The organism is Chloroflexus sp. MS-CIW-1 (genome assembly GCF_030444705.1).
Classification (GTDB): Bacteria; Chloroflexota; Chloroflexia; order Chloroflexales; family Chloroflexaceae; genus Chloroflexus.
In genome coordinates this window covers 1,488,440-1,510,752 of record NZ_JAUBWR010000001.1, presented here as the reverse complement: position 1 = coordinate 1,510,752, position 22,313 = coordinate 1,488,440, and the positions used below count along the sequence as shown (strand labels likewise).

The 22,313-nt window shown below is 55.3% G+C and carries 9 protein-coding genes; 6 read left to right on the top strand and 3 right to left on the bottom strand.

All coding sequences use genetic code 11. The annotated features are described in order from the left end of the window. The first annotated feature begins 31 nt into the window (after positions 1-31). The 4 genes from QTO31_RS05955 (at position 32) to QTO31_RS05940 (ending at position 13,964) form a co-directional block, all read left to right on the top strand. The gene (locus tag QTO31_RS05955; protein ID WP_301428428.1) at positions 32-7,507 is read left to right on the top strand and encodes a DUF2298 domain-containing protein; all 7,476 of its coding nucleotides are present in this window, start codon (positions 32-34) and stop codon (positions 7,505-7,507) included. Next, a complete protein-coding gene (locus QTO31_RS05950) occupies positions 7,504-9,966 on the top strand; it encodes a DUF2298 domain-containing protein (RefSeq protein ID WP_301428427.1) in 2,463 nt (820 codons plus the stop codon). Before QTO31_RS05955 ends, QTO31_RS05950 begins: the two co-directional genes overlap by 4 nt. Positions 9,967-10,072: 106 nt before the next feature. Next, complete coding sequence (locus QTO31_RS05945) at positions 10,073-11,734, top strand: phytoene desaturase family protein (RefSeq protein WP_301428426.1); 1,662 nt, start codon at positions 10,073-10,075, stop codon at positions 11,732-11,734. Between the two features lie 1,489 nt (positions 11,735-13,223). Then, positions 13,224-13,964, top strand: a complete 741-nt coding sequence (locus QTO31_RS05940; protein ID WP_301428425.1) for an ArsR family transcriptional regulator — start codon at positions 13,224-13,226, stop codon at positions 13,962-13,964. Positions 13,965-14,048: 84 nt separating this feature from the next. Here QTO31_RS05940 and QTO31_RS05935 read toward each other — a convergent pair whose 3' ends face one another. Next, a complete protein-coding gene (locus QTO31_RS05935) occupies positions 14,049-15,047 on the bottom strand; it encodes a fumarylacetoacetate hydrolase family protein (RefSeq protein ID WP_301428424.1) in 999 nt (332 codons plus the stop codon). Between the two features lie 1,031 nt (positions 15,048-16,078). Here QTO31_RS05935 and QTO31_RS05930 point away from each other — a divergent pair. Continuing rightward, on the top strand, positions 16,079-16,738 hold the full coding sequence (locus QTO31_RS05930; protein WP_301428423.1) for a hypothetical protein: 660 nt from the start codon (positions 16,079-16,081) through the stop codon (positions 16,736-16,738). Positions 16,739-16,741: 3 nt separating this feature from the next. Here QTO31_RS05930 and QTO31_RS05925 read toward each other — a convergent pair whose 3' ends face one another. Both QTO31_RS05925 and QTO31_RS05920 read right to left on the bottom strand, forming a co-directional pair. Next, positions 16,742-17,515: an FHA domain-containing protein gene (locus QTO31_RS05925; protein ID WP_051871044.1), complete on the bottom strand. Its 774-nt coding sequence runs from the start codon at positions 17,513-17,515 to the stop codon at positions 16,742-16,744. A 192-nt stretch (positions 17,516-17,707) separates the two neighbouring features. Beyond that, positions 17,708-21,316, bottom strand: coding sequence for a substrate-binding domain-containing protein (locus tag QTO31_RS05920; protein ID WP_301428422.1), 3,609 nt, complete (start codon positions 21,314-21,316; stop codon positions 17,708-17,710). A gap of 138 nt (positions 21,317-21,454) precedes the next feature. Here QTO31_RS05920 and nadC point away from each other — a divergent pair, with 138 nt between their 5' ends. After that, entirely contained in the window at positions 21,455-22,306 is an 852-nt protein-coding gene (nadC, locus tag QTO31_RS05915) for a carboxylating nicotinate-nucleotide diphosphorylase (protein WP_031458082.1), read from the top strand. Positions 22,307-22,313 lie beyond the last annotated feature (7 nt).

Below are 22,313 nucleotides of genomic sequence, written 5' to 3'. Positions count from 1 at the left end.
CAAGATGCGTGGACTTTCCGAGAGAACCACTGTGCGACAGGCTGTAACCCGTTATCAGCCATGGGTCGTCCGCCTCGGGCTGACGGCCATTTTACTGTTGGGAATCTATTTTCGGACTCTCAACCTCTTCGACTGGGATTCGCGAACCGGTCAACATCCTGATGAGCGCTTTTTCACCTACGTTGCCTCAACTGTTCGTTTACCAGGATCCATCGGTGAATTCTACGACTCCAGCCGCTCACCGCTCAATCCGCGTAACTATGAGCAGTTTCCGCTGTACGTCTATGGGCCATTGCCCATTATGCTTACGCGGGTTGTGGCAGTACTGTTGACGCCGACTGAAGTATTGCCAGCCCAAGTGCTGACTATCACCGGGCCACCACGAGTTGGAGCGAACCCGACAGCGCCAACCGAAAAACGCACCGATTATGGGCCATTGGTGAATAATCCCGAACGAAACTGGCCGCGGTTGATCCCTCTCATCTGGTTGTTGAATCCGGACAGAGTTGACCTCACCAGTTATGGTCAGATCGTCAATGTTGGGCGAGCGTTGGCAGCAGCGTTTGATGTTGGGAGCATCCTAATCGTCTATCTGATCGGGCGACGTTTATTCAACCGCAAGATTGCGCTCCTAGCGGCACTGCTGACTGCGCTGACGGTGATGCACATCCAGCAAAGTCATTTTTTTGTGGACCCTGCCTTCTCAACCTTTTTTTGTCTGTTGGGGCTGTACTGGACGGTACGGATTGCCCAAGGGGGTGGTATCGGCTCGTATCTGGCTCTCGGTCTCAGCATTGGTGCGGCTACAGCCAACCGCATTACGATGGCGACCATTGGTGGGTTGGCCATTGTGGCAACCATTATTGCCGCACAACGAGCCTTGCGCGGACGTAGTTGGAGCGAGTTGATTAATCGCTGGTTGCAACGTGAAATCTGGCTACTCATTCTGGCCGGTAGCATCTCGTTGGTGACGTTTCGGGTACTGGCTCCTGATGCGTTTATCGGCTCACGTCCTGACTCACCGCTCATTGAAGGCCCATCATTCTTGCATGGGGCTGGATTCTTCGATATTCGACTCGAACCGCGATTTCGCGAGAATCTGACAACGGTGCGGGCGCTGGTTACCGGCGAATACGACTTTCCCCCTGGTCAGCAATGGGTTGGACGACCGGCGTACCTCTTCCCATGGATCAATATGGTTGTGTGGGGGATGGGAGCATTCCTCGGTCTGGCGGCCTGGGGCGGTTGGTTCCTCTTTGCCGGTCGGCATATTCGGCGTGGCTGGCAATGGGCGGTGCATCCTGCACCGTTGATCGGACGTTCGTGGCATCCGGCATGGGTGTTGTGGTGTTGGGTGGCCTTCTACTTCGGGTGGCAAGGCAATCAATTCGCGATCACGATGCGGTATTTGTTGCCGATCTATGGTGCACTCACGATCCTGGCCGCGTGGGCACTGGTCGTGCTGGCGCGCTGGGGACGATGGCGACAACGTACATCTTCACATACCAGGGTCACTAACCGGTTTCGGCGCGTTGGCCTAACAATAGCGCGTATCCTGGTCTGGTCGGCCAGGTATGCGCTCCCGGTAGTACTGGTAGCAACGGCACTATGGGCATACGCCTTCTCGCGCATCTATACTGTGCCGCATTCACGGGTACAGGCAGCACGCTGGCTGGCCGATCATGCACCTCCTGGCAGCTCTGTGATGTACGAGCGCTGGGATGATCCGTTACCGTTGCAGGCAACGAGAAACGCGGCCTGGAACGTTACCTTCTTTGGTATCGAGTCATCACCGTATGCCGAGGATGAACCGGTTAAATACTTTGGTCGTGGGGATGAACCTGGGCTGCTCGATCAGCTCGATCAGGCTGATTACATTACGCTGACCAGCAATCGGGTCTACGACAGCACCTCACGGCTGCGTATGCGTTATCCGGCGTTAATGCGCTACTATCATTATCTTTTCAACGGTGAACTCGGTTTTGAGTTAGTCGCGGAGATTACCTCATATCCAACGATACTCGGCATTCGCATCCCTGATTGGATGGCGGAAGAGGCGTTTAGCGTCTATGACCATCCGCGTGTGTTGATCTTCCGTAAGACACCGCTGTATAGTCGCGAACGGGCTGAGCGACTGATTACCGAGCATGTGGAATGGGGGGAAGTGTACAAATCGCCGTTGTTGATTGCCGACCGGAATCCAACCGCACTGCGCCTGACCGAGAGCATCTGGCCGCGTTATACGAAGAGTGGAGACTGGTGGTCATGGCTGGGAACAGCGCCGTTTACCGCACTATGGTGGATGTTCTGGCTCGAAACACTGGCCCTAGCCGTCTTTGCGGTGATTGGGCCACGGTTGCGCCACCTTCCCGATAGTGGTTTCAGTCTGGCAAAAATCCTGGGATTATTGCTGGTAGCGTATCTGGCGTGGCTAGGGGGTAGCTTGCGTCTGGTACCGTTTAGTCCAACAACCCTCTGGTCAATTGGGCTGATCATACTGGCGCTCGGCGGGGTATCCGGCTGGCGCGAACGAGCGATTCTGCGCCGCATCTGGCAAGAACGCTGGCCGGTTCTGTTCACAGCAGAAATTATCTTTTTGGGCTTTTTGCTGCTCGGTATCACGTTACGCTGGTTGAATCCAGATCTCTGGCATCCGGCACGTGGTGGCGAAAAGCCAATGGATCTCGCCTATCTGAACGCCGTCTTACGTAGTGCAGCTTTCCCGCCATTCGATCCGTGGCATGCTGGTGGATACATCAATTACTACTATTTCGGATTTGTGCTGGTTGGCGCGCTCATTCACCTCAGCGGAGTTGCGCCGGCGGTCGGATACAATCTGGGGGTTGCGACTATCTTCGCACTGACTGCGCTAGGGGCCTTTGGCCTCGTATATAACCTGGTAGCGACACAGGCCCCACAATCCCGACGGACCAATGTAGCCTTGATTGCCGGTGTTAGTGCACCGGTATTGATGTTGCTGATCGGGAACCTGGCTCAGGTTGGCTGGTTCTTGAATGGCTATGCAGCCGAGCAGATGAGGAAGGGCCGCTACGAGTGGGCCTTCTGGGATGCCACCCGAATTGTGCCGGGAACGATTAACGAATTCCCCTTTTTCACCTTTTTGTTTGCCGATCTCCATGCCCATATGCTCGTGATGCCGCTCAGCCTGGCCGCGTTGGGATTGGCATTGGCGTGGATGCGGCAGGGAACGGTACGCCACTGGTGGATTATCGGCTGGTTGGGACTGGTCGCAGGCGCCATTCGGGCAACCAATACGTGGGATTATCCCACCTTTGTCGGCTTAGCCGGAATTATGCTGGCCCTGGCAAGTGGACGGCATTGGCGACGAGCAGGATGGGGCTGGCCTGCAACAGGGCTGGCTGCAATCGTCGTCGGTGTTGCACCGGCACTGATCGGTAATCTGCTCTTTGCGCCATTCATTGCCAACTTCGTTACCGAGTCGAGCGGGATTGCATTCTGGCAAGGGCCTGGCTTCTCTCTGCTCGAGGCCATTATCAACGCCGAACGCACGACTGCCGGTCAACTGTTTACCATTGGCGGTCACTGGGTAGTTCTCTGGCTCTTGGGAATCGGATTGTGGGCGTGGCGTCGGCGTGAAACACTCTTGATAGTGATCGGGCCACTGGCATTCTGGGTATTAGCGCTCATATTCGACTTGGTGGCAGTGCTGCCGCTCCTGGTTATGCTGGTGATAACTGCCTGGGTCCTGTGGCGCATCCGAAATCAGGCTATCAGATTTGTGGTACCGGTACTCTGGACGTTGGCAGGGATCGGCTTGTGGGCGATGGTTGAGGTGGTGGTCGTGCGCGGTGATGTTGGCCGCATGAACACTGTCTTCAAATTCGGCCTCCACTCGTGGATGTTGCTGGCGCTGGCTGCGGCTGCCGCGATGCCATGGGGATGGGCAGCGACCAGGCTCTTGGCACCACGCTGGTGCTGGCTATTACGAGCAATTGGTGGGTTGGTTCTGGCTGCCGGTCTGGTATACCCGTTGACCGCAATACCGGCACGAATTGCCGATCGCTGGAATCCGGACGCGCCACGTACCCTGGATGGCGCAGCGTTTCTGAGCAGCATCAATGCCGCCCAACATGGTCCTGCGTATTCGCTCGATGAAGATGCCGCCGCCATTGACTGGTTACGGCGCAATGCGCGTGGCACACCGATCATCCTCGAAGCGCACCAACCGTCGTACCAGTGGGCAGGACGTATCGCTACCTTCACCGGCCTGCCTACACTGCTCGGTTGGGAATGGCATCAGATTCAGCAGCGAAGTGCAGTGAATGCAACGCCGGTGATCAATTATCGCCAACAGATCATTGCTACTATCTACAATACGCCTGATCCAGATATTGCATTGGCAGCATTAGGACGTTATGGCGTTGAATACGTTTATGTTGGTGGTGTTGAGCGACAGCTTTACAGCGCAGAGGGATTAGCAAAGTTTCAAACACTGGTCGAGCGTGGTGCGCTCGAGCGCGTCTTTCAGACTGGCGAGAGCGTCTTGTACCGAGTGCGCACACCTGGTCAACCCCAGATGCTCACCAACGATCTCCCGATTAGACCGCCGACCATGCGCACAACGCCAGCCCTGGAATTGACGCAACCCGTTCAACAACTTCCCGCAGTTGGTCACCTGGGATGGAATACCGTGCTAAGCGAGCAGCAGTGGCTGGCACTCATTGCCTGGCTGGGGATCTGGTATCTCATTGCTGGCCTGGGTATCTTACCGGCATACGCCGCCCTGGGTCATCATGGCCTGGTATGGGCGCGTCCAATCGGGCTGATCATGCTCGGTTACGCCATTTGGCTACCGACCAGTCTTGGTGTATGGCGATACGACAACGTCGGTGTTCTATGTGGACTGGCAATTATCATAGGGGTAAATGTCGTGCTCTGGTGGCGTGGGGTACGGCCTGATTGGGCGATGATGCGTGCAATCATCCCCAGTGAATTGATCTTCCTGGCCGGTTTTTTCATGATGGTCTGTATTCGGGCCTTTAACCCCGATCTGTGGCATCCGGTTTGGGGTGGCGAAAAACCGATGGAGCAAGGCTTTCTCAACGCTATCTTGCGCAGTCCGGTAATGCCGCCCTACGATCCATTCTACAGCAACGGCTACATCAACTACTACTACTATGGCCTCTACCTGATGTCGTTGCCGATAAAACTGCTCGGCCTCGACTCGGCGATAGGGTTCAATCTGGCGCTGGCAACTCTGTACGGTATGCTGCTGTCCGGTGCTTACGAACTGGGGACACGGCTCGGTGGACATCGGTGGTACGGCATCGTTGCGCTGGCTCTGATTGGGCTGGTTGGAAATCTCACCAGCCTGATCCCTGCCGGTTGGTCGCAGGGGGTACATGGACTGCGCCTGCTGTTGAACGGCAACGTAACGCTCCTGAGTGACTGGTTTGTTGGGCCGAGCCGTGTGATTCCAAACACGATCAACGAGTTTCCGCTGTTTAGTTTTCTCTATGCCGACCTGCACCCACATCTGATTGCCTTACCGTTATCACTGCTGGCGATTGCCTGTGGCTGGCAATTGATACATCGCCCTGGCAAGACACTTTGGGCAATCAGTGCCCTAACCTTGGGAACGTTAGCCGCAACCAATTCTTGGGATTTTCCCACCTACGGACTGCTCAGTGGATTGGCGATCATAGCCGGCACCGTTCGTCGCCACGGTTGGCGTTGGCAACCTCTCGTGCTTGCTGTTACACGCGCAATCGGTCTGGGAGTCGGATCGTTACTCCTCTTTACGCCATTTTTCGATCGCTACTGGCCGATGGTACGCGGTCTCGGATTCGTCACGTCTGGCGTCACCCTGCCATTTGACTATCTCCTCATCTACGGTCTACCGCTCACCATCGTCGTACCGGTCATTATTGGCGCGGCGGTACAGCGCTGGCGCAGCCGGATTCCGCCAAAACCGGGGATGCTACTAGTAAGCGGATTGGGGATCGTCATCATTCTGAGTGCTGCGTTCCCCGAACTTACGCTGCGTTTGTGCTTGCTGATCGTCCTCCTCCTCACCACAGCGTTGTTGGTCCGACGGGCAGCAGGGGAACCGGCATGGTATGCGTTGTTCTTGGCCTGGGTAGCCTGGGCGGTATCTCTGGGCATCGAGATCGTGTACATCCGCGATCATCTCGATGGTAGCGAATGGTACCGCATGAACACCGTGTTTAAGTTTGGCCTCCATATCTGGGTGTTGTTAGGACTGGCAGCCGCCGGTCTTTTACCCAGACTCTTACGTCACCTGATGGTACGTCACGGTACCAGCGCAATGGCAGCCGGCATCGCAGTGATCGCTATTCCCGCATTGATTGCCGGGAGTTACCTACCGGTTGCTATTCCATCACGGATTGTGACCCGTTTTGCGGTTCATACCGAACCAACACTCGATGGCATGGCCTTTATGAAACAGGCAACGTTTACCTACGATTGCAACGCTTTTGGCGGGTGTGAAGCGAACACAACTGCGGTGCAGATTGATTTACGCGGTGATGCAGCGGCAATTCGCTGGCTCAATCAGCAGATCAATGGCACACCGGTTGTGTTGCAATCGAGTCTCTGGTTCTACCGAGCCTACGGAATTCGGATTGCGGCAGCAACCGGTTTACCGACGGTGATCAGCGCCCTGCATGCTGATGAACAGCGTGACCCGGTAACAACCGCCAGACGAGTGCGCGATGTTGAAACATTCTTTACCACCACCGATCCGGAGGTTGCTTTGCGGATTCTGGCCAGGTACGATGTTGATTATGTCTATATTGGTGGGGTAGAGCGTGCCTTCTACCCGACCGGGTTAGCCAAGTTTGCCGTGCTGCGCGATCGCTACCTGCGACCAGTGTACGAGCAAGACGGGGTGACGATTTACGCTGTGCCGCCGTTACCCGATAGTTATCGCTTCTTAAGCGCCGAAACACCACCAGTTGCACCTCCACCACCGCCACCACCCAATGAACCGACGATTGATCTCTCTGAACTGGAAGCGGCAGTGGCTGCACAGCCAACCAATGCACCGCTGGCATTTGGCCTCGCCGATGCCTATCGTCGCCAGGGGCGACTTGCCGAGGCCGTGCAGATACTGGCAACGGCGGCGGCAGCCAACCCAAACGATGTTGGGCTACATCATCTTTGGGGCGACATTTTAGCCGAAGCTAGACGGTACGAAGAAGCGGAACAAGCCTACCTGGCGGCAATCAAGGCCAGCCCGACAGCCGGGAATTACAACAAACTGGCAACGGCGCTGATTGATTGGGGCTGGCTTGATAAAGCAGAGATTGCACTTGGGCAGGCAATGAGCGCTGATCCAAGCGTACCCGACCCCTACTTCCAACTAGCACGCCTCTTTCTGGCCCGTAATCAGCCGCGACTGGCACAAGATGCGTTGCAGCGCTATCTGCAACTGGCGCCAGACGGACGTTGGGCCGCCGAAGCCCGACAGATGCTGGCTCAGCTCAACGGAGGACAGCCATGAGTGGGCTGGCAGGTGAGGTTTTGGTTTGGTGGCTAACAGCGCAGCTCTTTACCATCGTTGGCTGGCCGGCTGCCGTGCGCTTGTTTGGTCATCTTCCCAGCATGGCCTTTGCCCTGGCCCGCCCGCTTGGCCTGCTGCTTACCGGATTTACCGCGTGGTTGCTGGCAATGCTCGGCTTAGGCCGTTTCGAGTTACCGCTGATTGTGATCTGCCTGCTCGTAACCGGCGTGAGTGGGTGGTTCTGGTTATGGCGCGACAAGCAACGCCGCTTACCGCCGCTCAATGCAGTGATAAGCGGTGAAACGATCTTTCTCATCACGCTCATCGGAATAGTCTGGCTCCGAGCGCATGACCCCACACCGTGGGGAACCGAACGCCCAATGGATTTTGCCTTTTTCAACGCCATCCAGCGGAGTGGTCTCTTTCCACCCAAAGACCCGTGGCTGGCCGGATATAGCATTAACTACTACTATTTCGGTTATTTACTGATGGCTGTTCCGGCGATGGTGAGTGGCTTACCACCGGCAACAGCGTACAACCTGGCCCTCGCACTGTTGGCCGGAATGACTGCCCAGGGTGCTGCCGGTCTCATTGAGGTACTATTGAACCTGCTTCGACGACCACCACCCGGTTTGATTCGGAACGCACTCGGTATCTTAGGCGCGCTCATGATTCTGGTTGCCGGTAATCAATCGGGAGTAATCCAGATCATCGTAGGTGATGAACGGGCAGTGGTGCTTGATGACCGTCAGTTGATGACGGCATTGGGGCAGGCAGTTCGGGGCGAATCCGTGATTGTGTTGCCATATCCGACAAACGCACAAGATTTTGGCGTTGTAGAGGGCTGGCGACGATCTGACAAATGGAACAACTTTAACTGGTGGTGGCCATCTCGTTCGTTATGGGATAGCTACACTATTGCCGGTGAACCGCCGCGACGTGAGCGTCGCTATACAATTACCGAGTTCCCTTTCTTTAGCCTGCGACTTGGCGACATGCATCCACACGTGATGGCATTGCCCTTCGCAACTCTGGCAATCGGTCTGGCGCTGGCAGTTACTGCACTGGCGGGTTCCGGCCATGCACCGACCGACACTGGCAACCAGCGTACCGACTGGTTCATCCGCATCTTACACGGTATCATCCTGGGTAGTCTCTACGCAATAAACAGTTGGGAACTACCGACCTATCTTCTGCTTTACTGGGGAAGCCTGGCGCTGACATACAGGCACTCTCCAACGGTATTTCGGTGGTGGCAATGGCTCCGCGAGGTTGTTATCAGCATCTTCATCGCTGCTGTCATGTTTCTCCCTTTTCACCTCACCTTTCGGACACCGGTTGGCGGCGCCACTCCCTGGCTCGATATACCTCTGCTTGGACGGCTAACCAGCATCATCGGCGTTTACCTCGGTGAGCGGAGCGGCTGGCACACTTTCGTCATTATCTTTGGCCTAATGGCCCTGCCGATTATTGCCGGTAGTTACCTCTACCCATCTGGTGTAGCAAACGCCACCGAGTCTGAGACAGCAACACCCCGCTGGTTACGCTGGTTGCCACTGATACTCTTGATCGGTGGTCTCCTGGTTGGCTTTCCGCTGCTCGCACTCGGTGGTCTGGCGGCATACACTGGATGGCGTGCGCTGATCTCCTCCGAAACCGGATTTCGTTTCGGGATGATCGTTGCTACTCTCGGCAGTATCATTCTGTTCGGTGTTGAAATTATCTACATCCGTGATGTCTTTGAGGGATTATCGGCTCGGATGAATACCGTTTTCAAGTTCTACTACCAGGTCTGGCTGCTCTGGGGCATTCTGGCGCCGGTCGCGCTCTGGTGGGTTTGGATGCAGGTGAATGGTTGGCGTCGCATTGTCGCTAGCCTAGTCAGTGCTGGTACACTGCTGCTACTGACCGGTGCATTTATCTATCCATGGCTTGTCGTGCGCGATATAGCGCAAGGGCCGTTGATCGGACTGAACGGTTACACTCCACGTGAACAGACAGCAGCGGGGGTAGCGGCGATTGCCTGGCTACGCCGCTATGTACCGGCAGGGAGTGTGGTGCTCGAAGCGGTAGCGGTGGAAAACGAAGCAGCAGTCGCAGCAGGACGTGAGGCACCGCGTTGTGGTGGTTCGTACAACTGGCAGGGTTTTGGTGGGGTAGCCGCAGCGAGTGGCTTCCCCACGGTACTGGGATGGGTAGGCCACGAGATGCAATGGCGTGGCGGCGATCCCAAGGCGCTCGCCGAGCTAGGGCCGCGCTGCATCGCCGTTGATACCATCTACCGAAGTGGCGATCTCAACCGCATTCGCTCGTTGATCGAACAGTATGCCATCGATTACATTTACGTTGGCGAATTAGAGCGTGAACGGTATCCGACCGACAGTCTGGCAGTCCTGGCGCAGGTCGGAAATGTCGTATTTGCTCAAGATGAAGTTGTTATCTATCGGGTGGTGCGGTAGACCGGTGGTACTTGAGATTGAGTTGCAATATCTCGACCAGACCTCCAGCAAGATGGATGTATACTGATCATGGATAGATTTGTGAACACTGCGAGAAAGGTTGCCCATGCCCAGAACTAGCGATTACGATGTGATTATCGTTGGTGGCGGTCACAATGGTTTGACCTGTGCCGGGTATCTGGCCAAAGCCGGTAAGCGTGTATTGGTGCTCGAACGACGCCCCATTGTGGGTGGGGCCGTCTGCACCGAAGAGGTCATTCCCGGTTACAAGATTGATGTTGGCTCATCAGCCCATATCATGATCCATCTGACGCCGATTGTGCGTGATCTCGAACTCGAGCGTTACGGTCTCGAGTACATTGACATGGATCCGTATGCCTTCTATCCGCTTCCCGATGGTAGTGGTGCGATCTACTTCTACCGCGATGTAGAGCGTACCTGCCAGAGCATCGCCACCGTTAGTCCGCGCGATGCCGAGGCTTATCGGCGCTTTCTTGATTTCTGGACACCACTGAACGAAGCGGTTTTCGACGTTTTTCTCAATCCACCATCGGTCACCCGGCTGTTTGGCAAAGTAGCTTCCAGCATCCCCTACTTGCCCAAAGCAGAACGAAAAGTGCTTGAAGTCACGCGACGGCTCTTTACCAGCTATGCGCAACTCATTGAAGAGACGTTTGAAAGTGAGGCAATGCGGGCTGCTATGACCTGGCTGGCTGCACAAAGTGGGCCACCACCAGATGAAATCGGCGCCGGCGATTTCTTTGGCTGGCATGCAATGCTCCATTACAGTGGTGCGAAACACCCGCGTGGTGGTTCGGGTATGCTGACCCAGGCGATGGCCCGTTCGCTCCAGGCGATGGGTGGTGAAGTGGTGCTCAATGCACCGGTACGCCGTATTCTGGTTCAGAATGGACGTGTACAGGGTGTTGAGACGGCTGACGGACAGCGCTACTCGGCGCCAATTGTTATTTCAAATGCTCATGTCCTGACAACGTTCTTACAACTGGTGGGCAGCGAACACCTCAGCCCCGAACTAGTGCGTCGCCTCAAACACATTCGGATTGGGAATGGCTTTGGCATGACAGTGCGTTGTGCCGCTGAAGAACTGCCCGATTACATTGCGGCGCGTAGCTATGGTCGGCCACACGAAAGTCACCACGGGCTGCAACTGCTTAGCCCAAGCATGAATTATGTACGGCGAGCTTACGAAGACTACCTACGCGGCGAACCGAGTCGGGAGCCAGCGGTCATTGCTATGACTTTTTCGGCGATTGATCCCGATGTTGCCCCACCCGGCAAACACACTGTTTTCCTCTGGGCACAATACTTTCCGTATAAGCTTAGTGATGGCCGACACTGGGATGACATTCGTGAGTCGGTTGCCGACTCCATTCTCGAAGTTCTGTACCGCTATGCGCCAAATATGCGCGGTAAGATTATCGACCGTTTTATCCAAAGCCCGCTCGACCTCGAACGCCGGATCGGTTTGCTACACGGCAATGTAATGCATGTCGAGATGAGCTTTGACCAGATGTTCTTCTTCCGGCCACTGCCAGAGCTGGCCCGTTATCGCACACCTATCCGTGGGCTGTACCTGACCGGGGCGAGTACCCATCCGGGTGGTGGCGTTTTCGGCGCGAGCGGCTACAATACGGCTCGTGTCGTCCTGGCCGATACGCGCACTCGTCGCTGGGGGCCACTAGCCCTTGGCGTCGGTGCACTTGCTGCCGGAGCAATACTGGCGGGGAGGAAGTTATTACGACCGTAATCGGTCGATAAATTGGGCGCAAGGAAAAGATTTGTGGAAGTGGTCGTCGTTATCAATAGGATATTGCTCTTCCGCACGCGGTAGCGGTATCAGATGTAACGACGTCCATTAGCTCGGTCGACTTCATCTTCTCCGGGCAACATGGCAGGTAGGGGCGGGTTTCCAACCTGCCCCTATTAATGTGATACCGTTTTCCGGATAACATCTCTTCGTACTGCCGAGGTAGGGCCTGACAGAATAACTCTGTGATTGCTTCGATGAATGATGTTGTCAATCCTATATTGCAGCAGGTAACGGAATCGCCAATATCTGTGTCATCACTATCGGTACCAATCGTACCAACCGCAGTGCGGGGTAAGGGCGGTAGCTTACCCCTACGATTACCAAATGGCCTGCTTACCGCTCTTTGTCATTAGCTTTTGGCCCGCATCTACCTTGCGTAAACGAACGATGGCCTGTTCCGCTAGCTTTCCCTTTCCCCCCTCGCAAGCATCCTCTTGTAAGCCCCTCTGTAAGATCCTCGCAAGCCCCCTCCTGTAAGCCCCCCGCAAGCCTTACATCTTGCAAAGCAGGGGGAAGGCTACAACCCGAGTTAACTCGCCCCCTATAAGATAAGCCCCCCGCTTACGGGGGGCAGGGGGTGGCTTAATGTGTTCTAGCCGACCACTGCACCAGCGGGCCAGAGGCCCGCGTACCCAGGTACTCGCGGGGGGCGCGATCATCGACCGTGGGGCGTCGGCCCAGAGGCCCGCGTACCCAGGTACTCACGGGGGCGGGAATCATCAACCGTAGGGCGTCGGCCCAGAGGCCCGCGTACCCAGGTACTCACGGGGGCGGGAATCATCGACCGTAGGGCATCGACCCAGAGGCCCGCGTACCCTAGCACTCGCGGGGGCGCGATCATCGACCGTAGGGCGTCGGCCCAGAGGCCCGCGTACCCTAGCACTCGCAGGGGGCGGGAATCATCGACCGTAGGGCGTCGGCCCAGAGGCCCGCGTACCCTAGCACTCGCGGGGGGCGCGATCATCGACCGTAGGGCGTCGGCCCAGAGGCCCGCGTACCCTAGCACTCGCGGGGGCGGGAATCATCAACCGTAGGGCGTCGGCCCAGAGGCCCGCGTACCCAGGTACTCGCGGGGGGCGCGATCATCGACCGTAGGGCGTCGGCCCAGAGGCCTGCGTACCCAGGTACTCGCGGGGGGCGCGATCATCGACCGTAGGGCGTCGGCCCAGAGGCCTGCGTACCCAGGTACTCACGGGGGCGGGAATCATCGGTAGTAAGGATGGGATCATCCATCGTCAGTGTACCTGCGCTGGTGCATCGGTGAACCGAAGCAGAGAACGCTGCCCCCTCTCTGATCCACGGTTCCGCTTGCTGGTACAAGATCTTCATCTACCCCAGTAAACACTCAATATAGACGAGTTGTCAAACTTTATCGGCGCTGGTATGCTAGGCAGCAGGATCACCTTGCAGATAAAAGCGAATCGCTATGGGTACAATATCTTCGCCATCAGCACTCACCGGCTTACGTCTCCTGGCCGACGAGACGCGATGGAAACTGATCACAATGCTGCGGGACAGTGATCGACCGGTTCATGAATTAGTAGCAGGCATCGGGCTGGCACAGAACCTGGTTTCATACCACCTGAACATCTTGCGCCAGGCCGGATTTATCAATATGCACCGCAGTGATGTAGACAAGCGCATTATCTACTATAGCCTCAATCTATTGGCGTTTACCGATTTGCTTGAGCAGATTGGGTACGAATTAGCGCTACCAAACACATTACCGCCTCGTTTACCGTCGATTAAAGTTGCATTTCTATGCCGGGCCAACAGTGCCCGTTCGCAAATGGCCGAGGCGTGGTTACGAGTACTAAGCGGAGGTCAAGTTCAGGCGATGAGTGCCGGTACGTCGCCGCAGCCGATTCATCCGCTGGCGGTTGCAGTGATGAAAGAGGTCGGCATAGCGATTGATCAGCAGATCGCCAAATCAATCAACGCCATTATCGATCAGCGACCTGATCTCATTGTGACAGTATGCGACATTGCTCGCGAGGAGTGTCCGGTGTGGCCAGAACCAGTACGTCATATCCACTGGAGTATTGCCGATCCAGCAGCAGTAATCGATAGTTATGAACAACAGTACGCAGCCTTCATAGTTGCACGTGATGAATTGCGGGAACGGATTCGTGGCTTGTTAGCGATCCTGCCACGTTGGTTTGCCTAAAACACCTTCCTTCGCGCCGAAAGAGAGCTGGTTGAGCACCCGCCGCTGCCTAAGCAATCAGAGTATGAGCAAGAACCTACCAGACTACTCTGGCAACTGCCCGATTGACGAGCGCAATTGCCCCAGTTCAGCGCACACCAGCACCACCTCATCACCATGACGTAACCATGGCCCACTGTCACCGTGAATATCGAGTAGACACCCACCAGCAGCCACTCCGCTCACGATAATTTCCCCTGGCTGTAGCCAGGTATCCTGGCTGGCAAAAGCTATCAGTTCAGCGAACGTAAAACGCATCAAGCCGGTATGATAATAGCCAACTTCACGACCATTGATCATCAGACGTAACGTCAACAACAAACGGCCATCATCGTCACGGTAGTATTCGAGTTCATCGGGAGTTACCAGCCACGGCCCAAGCGAGGTCGCAAAATCACGCGGACGACGTGCGTTCAGCAGCGGATCACGAACCGTCCAGGCATTCACCAACAGATACCCGGCGATATACGCATCAGCCTCTTCAGGCGCAATATCACGGCCCAAACGACCAATGACACACCCTAACGCCATCCCACAGTCGAGTGGCGCCATCGTTGGCAATTCGATCCGTTCATCGGGGCCGAAAATGGCAGTATGTCCGGCAAAACGGAATGCAGGCTGATGGCGATCACCGACCCAATACCCTGCCGCCTGACGTAATGCTGCGGTTCGATCATCAACGAACGCATCAAATTCGCGCAAGGCAATAACTTGAGGTAACGGTGCCACAATGCGCACCTGAGTAACGGGTAAAATCAACGCCGTATCACCGATGGTTAACCCACCGTGCCAATCGAAATCGCCGGCTGTGGCTGTATCGTCACTACCCATCAGATTGACCACAGCCTGCACAATATCAGCGGCAGTCGCCAGATTAACCTCTGGGTGATCATCGCGTAGCAAAGTGAGCATATCCCAGGATACATCAGAGGTATCCTCGTTCACCAACGGAGCAGCAGCAGCCAGATCGATAATTGTGTCGCCGAGTAGGACGCCCGCACGGGCAGGGCTTCCATCAGGTGGAATAAAACTGACAAGACGCACGGCATCCCCTCTTATCAAATTGCAATGAACGCCGGTATGCCTTATATCATAACCTGGATTGTGCTGTGTGAAGGCAAGAAAATAGGAAAGAGAATGGTCGTTCTAAAGCAGCACACAGGGCATACGGATGCACGCAGCTTCCCGTTGCGATGAACGTTCGCAGCCAACTCCTACAGCACGCCATTCTTACCCTGCGGTTTCCCCATACCACGCCCATCCTTGTAGAGTCCTCCTGAGAGCGTGATCAGAAACTCGTGGGTTTGATCAGCCTCTCAGTAGGGGCATCGACTGAAGAGGCGAGCAACGAAGCGCCTCATCAAACACCTGGGTTTGTGATGAGGCGCGACCATGGTATCGCCAGCATGGTGCGGGGAACAATGGCGGGCAACGTCAGCGTCTCTTCGCCGCGATGGAACCGGGTAGCACCGGGTTCAGCGCCGGTGCTGCGGAGCACGCCTGGCACCCCTCACCTTCCCCCTAGCCCCCTTCCTCTCCCACAAGCAACGAGGAAGGGGGAATGTACGGGGCTGGCACCCCTCCCCCTGGCACCCTTCCCCTCTCACAAGCGGCGAGGAAGGGGAAATGTGGAGAAGCTGGCACGAAAGCATGTTGGCACACCCTCACGTCATAGCGCACGGGTACGGGACGTGCCCAATAATAAGACGGGCGTGTGCCCCACACCATTGCATGATGTGGACGAGTAGCCGGTAATATCTGGGGCAACCGGCGCCAGTCAGCAGACGGCATGGGAGTGCCAGAGACGTGCACGAGCAACACGACTAAAAACGGCCAACATTGAAAAGCCCCACACGCCTACCACAGGATGTATGGTCAGGACACATGACTGCGTGCTCTGTCACCCTCTCAGGCGAGCGTCGCGATAACGCTGTGCAGCATGCGGGCAAAAATGCACACATCTACGCAACAATTTGCAGGTTTCTGATCTAGGCAAACTGTGCAAAGCATGCTAAGATATTGCATATAAACAACTCTTGTACACGGCAATCAAAAACAAACGGAGTACTATCATTATGGAGTTTGAACTGACCAAACAATGCACTCTGAGTCGCCTGGATCAGTACATTCTGTTCTACTGGCTCATCTCATTGTTGATCGGCATCCCACTCCTGGGTGATTGGCTAAGGAGCTGGAACGTACCGCTAACCCTCGCGAATCCCTGGTTTGTCGTGTTTTTGCTGGTCAGCTTCGCTTTTAGTCAGGTACTATACGTGATGGTCGCACGCCACGATGGCCGACCCTTTTTGATGGGGCCTACCATCATCTTCAGCATCGGTAACGGCGTCATCGAAACATTGGCATTTGCTACTGTCTATCGCCTGGGAGACTGGATTGGCAACGGTCTGGCAGCTCTGTTCTGGCCTGCCATGGTAGGACCACTAGGCTTTGCGGTTGGCTTTACCGCATTTGTGATATACGGTGGTGTGATTCACGGATTATTCTGGCTGCCATACCTCCCCCCTCACCTCGACGACTCGCCGCGCTCAATGCGGATTCGCAAGCTACGACCACTTGCCGAGATGGCATTGGTGTTGGGCTGGAGTCTGTGCCTCTATCTTTACCAAGACATTTGGACGGTTATTTTTATTCATATTCTGGTTGATCTCGGCCTTATGTTACGTGTGCGACCGCCGGTCTTTCTGATAGCAAGCCGTCAGAGTATGACCGAGTAGCGACTAGCGAGTACGTTCGCGAGTAAGCCGTAGACGCACAGTTGCGCCTAGCCAGAAATCTTCTTCGCCAACAGGCGTCGGAGTATGTGGACGGAGTCTTCTCCGTACCGGGCCGGTGAACACGCCAGAGTGACTGGCAAGATCAACGATCTGCACATTCGTCTCTCCGGCGATCAGGTGGGCGTGCCGCAGCGCGATGTCTGCGCCGAAGACAAGCAGGTGGCAGGCGGGATCGCTGCCTACGGTGAACATCCCGCTGGGGATAGCAACCGTTCGTTCGCCCTGCTCATCGCACAGATGCACATACCAGGTTGGTGCAGGTGCTGATACCGATGTCGGTATTGCGCTGGCCCGCCAACGTTTGACGAGCCGCACGCCCAGTAATCCGGCCACAACTAGCCCAACCAGGAACAATTCGCCCAACCACGACAGCTCGGTTGGGGGCGTCATCATGAGGGCAGCCTGCTGACCACAACCATAAATCGTTACCATCCTGGGTAACGATCCCGCGAATTGCGCTCGCCAGCGTGGATGCTCCAACGCGGTGAGCCGTTGGGGCCGTTGCAGAGCCCCATCTTTCGTCCAGATATACAGGTCTTGCGGCGGATAAGGACACTGCACCAGCAATGCCCATCCGGTTGAGGAGAGCTGTTCAACGCCGAGAATGAGGGGTGATGGCGGCGATAGAGGTACCGGAGGCGTTGTCGTAGCGGCTAGCAAAACCGGCCAGACAACGATCAGCGTAAGCAGGGCGATCGGTGGGATTCGACGATTCATAGGCTCTCCTCACACGGTTGTGCTTTCAATATATAAACCGTATGAGAAGGCAAAAAGTTACACGATTCTGACAGAGTTTTGATGGACAGTTTGCATCAGTAGACTCCCAACTGCTGTGCGTGCTGATCCGTCTCGCTACCGTCGGCAGGGTCAGGTTCGGACGATCGTCATGCGTGAAACCGATCATCACCGTTACACGGTTCCATTGCCGCCCAGCCGTCGATACTCTTCGGGTGAAAGCCCAACCTCCTTGCGGAACACACGACTGAAATAGCTACTGCTGGAAAAACCCACTTCCAGAGCAATGTTGGTAATGCTTTTGTCACTCTCAACGAGAAGCCGACGCGCCTGCAAAACCCGATACCGGTTGAGATATTCTACCGGCGTTGTACCCAGCTCCTGCCGAAAACAGTGGGTCAGATAGTCTTCACTCATCCCGACATAGTGTGCAATATCCTGGCGAGTAATCGGATGAGCATAATAGCTATGGATATAAGCCATTGCTTTCCGAACCAGGATTTGTGCCTGATCGCTCAGACGACGTCGACGTTCGAGGGCGGTCTGCAAATGGGCGAGGGTTTCACTCGCACTGAACATACCTTTACTGAGCACGGTGGTAACCCCTTGACTGAGACGCGCCATGTCTTCCTCGGTAAGGGTGCGCCCGGTAATGACAATGACCGGAATCTCGCGCAACTGTGAATGTTCACGCATCATCTGCAACAAGGTAAAGCCATCCATCTCCGGCATCATCAAATCCAGCAACACCAGATGAACCGCTTGTTGGTGAAGGATGTTCAGAGCTTCACGTCCAGAACGCGCACACAATACCCGATGTAGTGCACCGTGCGACTGCACGATGCGGGCATGGAGTTCGAGCGTATCAGGATCATCGTCAACCACAAGCACGGTATAGGTGGTAGCCGCAGGATCGGTATTGAGCCAGTACTGATCAAGCACGCGCGTTAAATCGGCCAATTCAATCGGCTTGGTGAGATAATTCAACTCGATGATTGCACCGTGGTGTTCGCTCATTCCATAACATAGCAACGGCAGATTACGTGTAGCAGGATTGGCTTTGAGAACGCGAACCGTTTGCCACCATACCTGATCACCTTCAGTAGCATTGAGAACAACGGCACTGTAATTTCGTGCCGAAAGTTCGCTTAACCAGGCCGCACTTTCTTCAACGGAGAAGAAGTGCACAATAAAACCACGTTTTTCCAGATAGTGTTGAAGACGTTCATCGTTCCGTTTGGAAAGCAACAACACATGTGGTCGGACTGAGACAGACGACGGTTGACGACGTGGTTTCCCGATAGGTCGGGCAATTGTTGGAAGACGGAAGAAAAACGTTGATCCTTCACCTTCGATACCACTCGAATGCACACCGATGGTTCCACCGTGGAGCGCGACCAGTCGTTTACAGATTGCCAATCCCAAGCCGATACCGCTGTAGCCACGCTCGATACTGCGCTCTGAACGCTGAAACTCATCAAAAATATGAGCCTGCTCGGCTGCCGAAAGACCAAGCCCGGTGTCACGCACCGAAATGGTCACGGCATCGGCTTCGGTCGTCACCGAAAGACTAACACTCCCCTGACTCGTGAATTTAATCGCATTGACCACCAGATTCAGCGCGATCTGATGTAAGCGTGTGCGATCACCCCACACCCACGGCCCTGCGGCTGGAATGGCATCATGCCAGACGAGATGTTTATCGGCGGCCATTTGCCGACCGATATCGGCTACGGCGCGCATAACCTCACCGACATCAACAACCTCATAAACCAAACGTAACTGACCAGCATCACTACTGGTTAGATCAAGGACATCACCGATCAAGCGACTGAGATGGCGGGCATGGGCATGAATCCGCTTTAGATCATGACGAACCTGCGTCGGCAATTGCTGAACGCCTTCAGCACTCTCACGTAACAGCAAATCACTCATCCCGACGATGAGATTGAGCGGTGTTTGCAATTCATGGCTTACCATTGAAAGAAACCGGCTCTTGAGCCGATTCGCTTCTTCAGCCAGACGGCGTCCTTCGTTAGCCGTGCGATGGAGCTGTGCCGCATTCAGTGCAGCACTGATCTGCTGTACAATAGTGCCATAGAGATCAAGCTGTGCACAGTCAAACACCACAAAACCGGCCTCACCATCAACCCTAGGTAATGGGATCAGAGTAAGACGAAATGGCTCTCTGCTATCCAACCATTGTGCAGGGGGAAAAGTACGGCTCCGAATACGGATGACCGGCTGTTGCGGCATTGTAATCGCCCGCAACCGACACCACGCCACTGGATCATCGCGTTCTGTTTCAAAAAAACCGATCCACAGCAATGGTATCTGTAATTCAGGTAAATACCTTGCCAGGATGTCGTAAATATCGCTCTCGGCCAGAGCAGTCAGTAAACGCGCCGTAAGACGACCAACCCGGTTGCTGATTTGTTGTTGGCCATAACGGTAATGCCAGTGTTGAAAACGCATTGCCGAACTTATGGTGATACGGGCTTCATCGAGCAGCTTCTGTGCCCGCTCATGAAGGGAAGCATTGAGCAAACGGGGGTATACATCGCGTAGAAACGAAATCGCTAACTGCCAGTCGTGAGCATCAGCACCGGTTAAGGCCACCTGTTGCAGCAGCCGGGCAAGAGTTGCGCGAAACCGGTCAGGATCGGCAGATTGAACACTTGCAAGGAATGATTCGAGCAATTGCTGGCAGAAATGCGTAAGCTCCTCACGAGTAAAGCCATGCAACCGTTGACCGAGCAGCTCAGTCATTGACAGAATAACCGACGCCTGCACATTGGCATACACCAGTGCATCAACCTGGAGAGTAATCATTTCCAGGGTATCGGCCAACACTGCATTCTGACTACACCCGCACGACTCACGAATGATCAGCCGGGTTGGTACCTGTATCAATGTCGGCAAAAGTTCGCGGTCGCGGATATGACGTACCATAAGTTCCAGCGCCTGATAGCCCAGCTTGAACAACGGTATCTGTACTGAGGTCAATGCTGGCTCGGCCAATAGGGCTTCAGGTCGATCATCAAAACCGATGATGACAACGTCATCCGGTATCCGTTTTCCATGGTCGCGGAGAGCGGCCATCGCACCGAGTGCCGATTCATCGTTACTCGCCAGAACAGCCGTAAACGGCACATGAGTGGCAAGCAACCGTTTCATGGCACTGTAGCCACCAGAGAACACATGACTCCCAAAAACGATCAGGCGTGGATCAACTTCGATACCAAATCGGGCCATTCCATCCTGAAAAGCGCGCAGCCGATCCCCTGTGTCACCTTCCAGATCGTGTTGGCTACCGGCAATAAAGGCAATCTGCCGATGACCATGCTCGATAAGATGGTGCAGAGCCTGTTGAATACCGGCAGTATTATCGGCAACAATGGTTGGCCCCACTTCCCCTGAACCGACAAAGATGATCGGATGGCCAGCCGCACGGATCGCCTGCACCATCTGCGAACGTTCTGGCCGTTGGAGGGGGTTGATAACAATCAACCCATGGGTATTCCATGGCCCAACCGGAACAAAATTCGTTCCCTCAGCAACCGCAAACCAGGCCGGTTGTGGTGGGTCGTCAATCTGTGCCGATGGCCCCATTCCGCAGGCCAATAGCAAGTTACAACCCATGTCGTGCGCTGCCTGACGAATACCGAGATAGATTGGACTCAGGTAGCTCATCGTCAAGGCGGTACCGTAAAATTGCCAACCGGCGATAACACCGATGGTTGGGCGACGCGAGCGATGCACCATTGCGCGAGTTTTTTGCATAGGCTTCTTGAATGCTACGTGCCGATATATTCTATGATAATACAGTTTCGCATCATCGGTAGATAAGTGCATGACGGTATCAACATACTTGGATACAATAGATGGTGTTTGAGACGAACCAGCAATAAGGATGAACCCATGGAACTTCCTCTTCACATCATTGAAGCCGTTGTTGCCCAGGCCCTGGCCGAAGACATTGGCCACGGCGACCTCACCACCCAAACGGCTATTCCGGCAGCCGTTCAGAGTACAGCACATATCGTCACCCGTGAAGCTGGCGTGGTAGCCGGTTTGCCGGTTGTGATCGCCGTCTTTCACCAACTCGATCCCAGGCTTAAAGTACTGTTACATGTCGATGACGGTGCAACGGTCGCTGCGGGAACCAAACTGGCAACTGTTGTCGGCTCCGCACGCAGCATTCTTAGCGGGGAACGGGTCGCGCTCAATCTGTTACAGCGCCTGAGTGGGATTGCGACTATGACCGCTCAATACGTAGCGGCGGTAGCCAACACCAAGGCAAAGATTCTCGATACGCGCAAGACAACACCCGGCTTGCGCGCCCTGGAAAAATATGCAGTGCGGGTTGGTGGTGGCTACAACCATCGGTTTGGCCTGTACGATGGCGTGATGCTCAAAGATAATCATCTGGCTATCCTGGCCGCGCAGGGTATTGATCTGGTTAGTGCGATCAAGCAGGTGCGACAGCACCTTGGGCCAATGGTACAGATCGAGGTTGAGGTGGAAAGTGTTGACGCGGCAATCGCGGCTGCTGAAGCCGGCGCCGACCTGATTTTGCTCGATAATATGCCCCTCGACCAGCTACGTCTGGCTGTGCAAGCCATTGCCGGACGTGCCAAAACTGAAGCCAGCGGTGGTGTCACCTTGCAAACGGTACGGGCAATCGCCGAGACGGGTGTTGACTATATTTCAGTTGGGGCGCTTACCCATTCGGTACGTGCCCTCGATATTGGTCTCGATTGTGAGGGGTGATCAACGT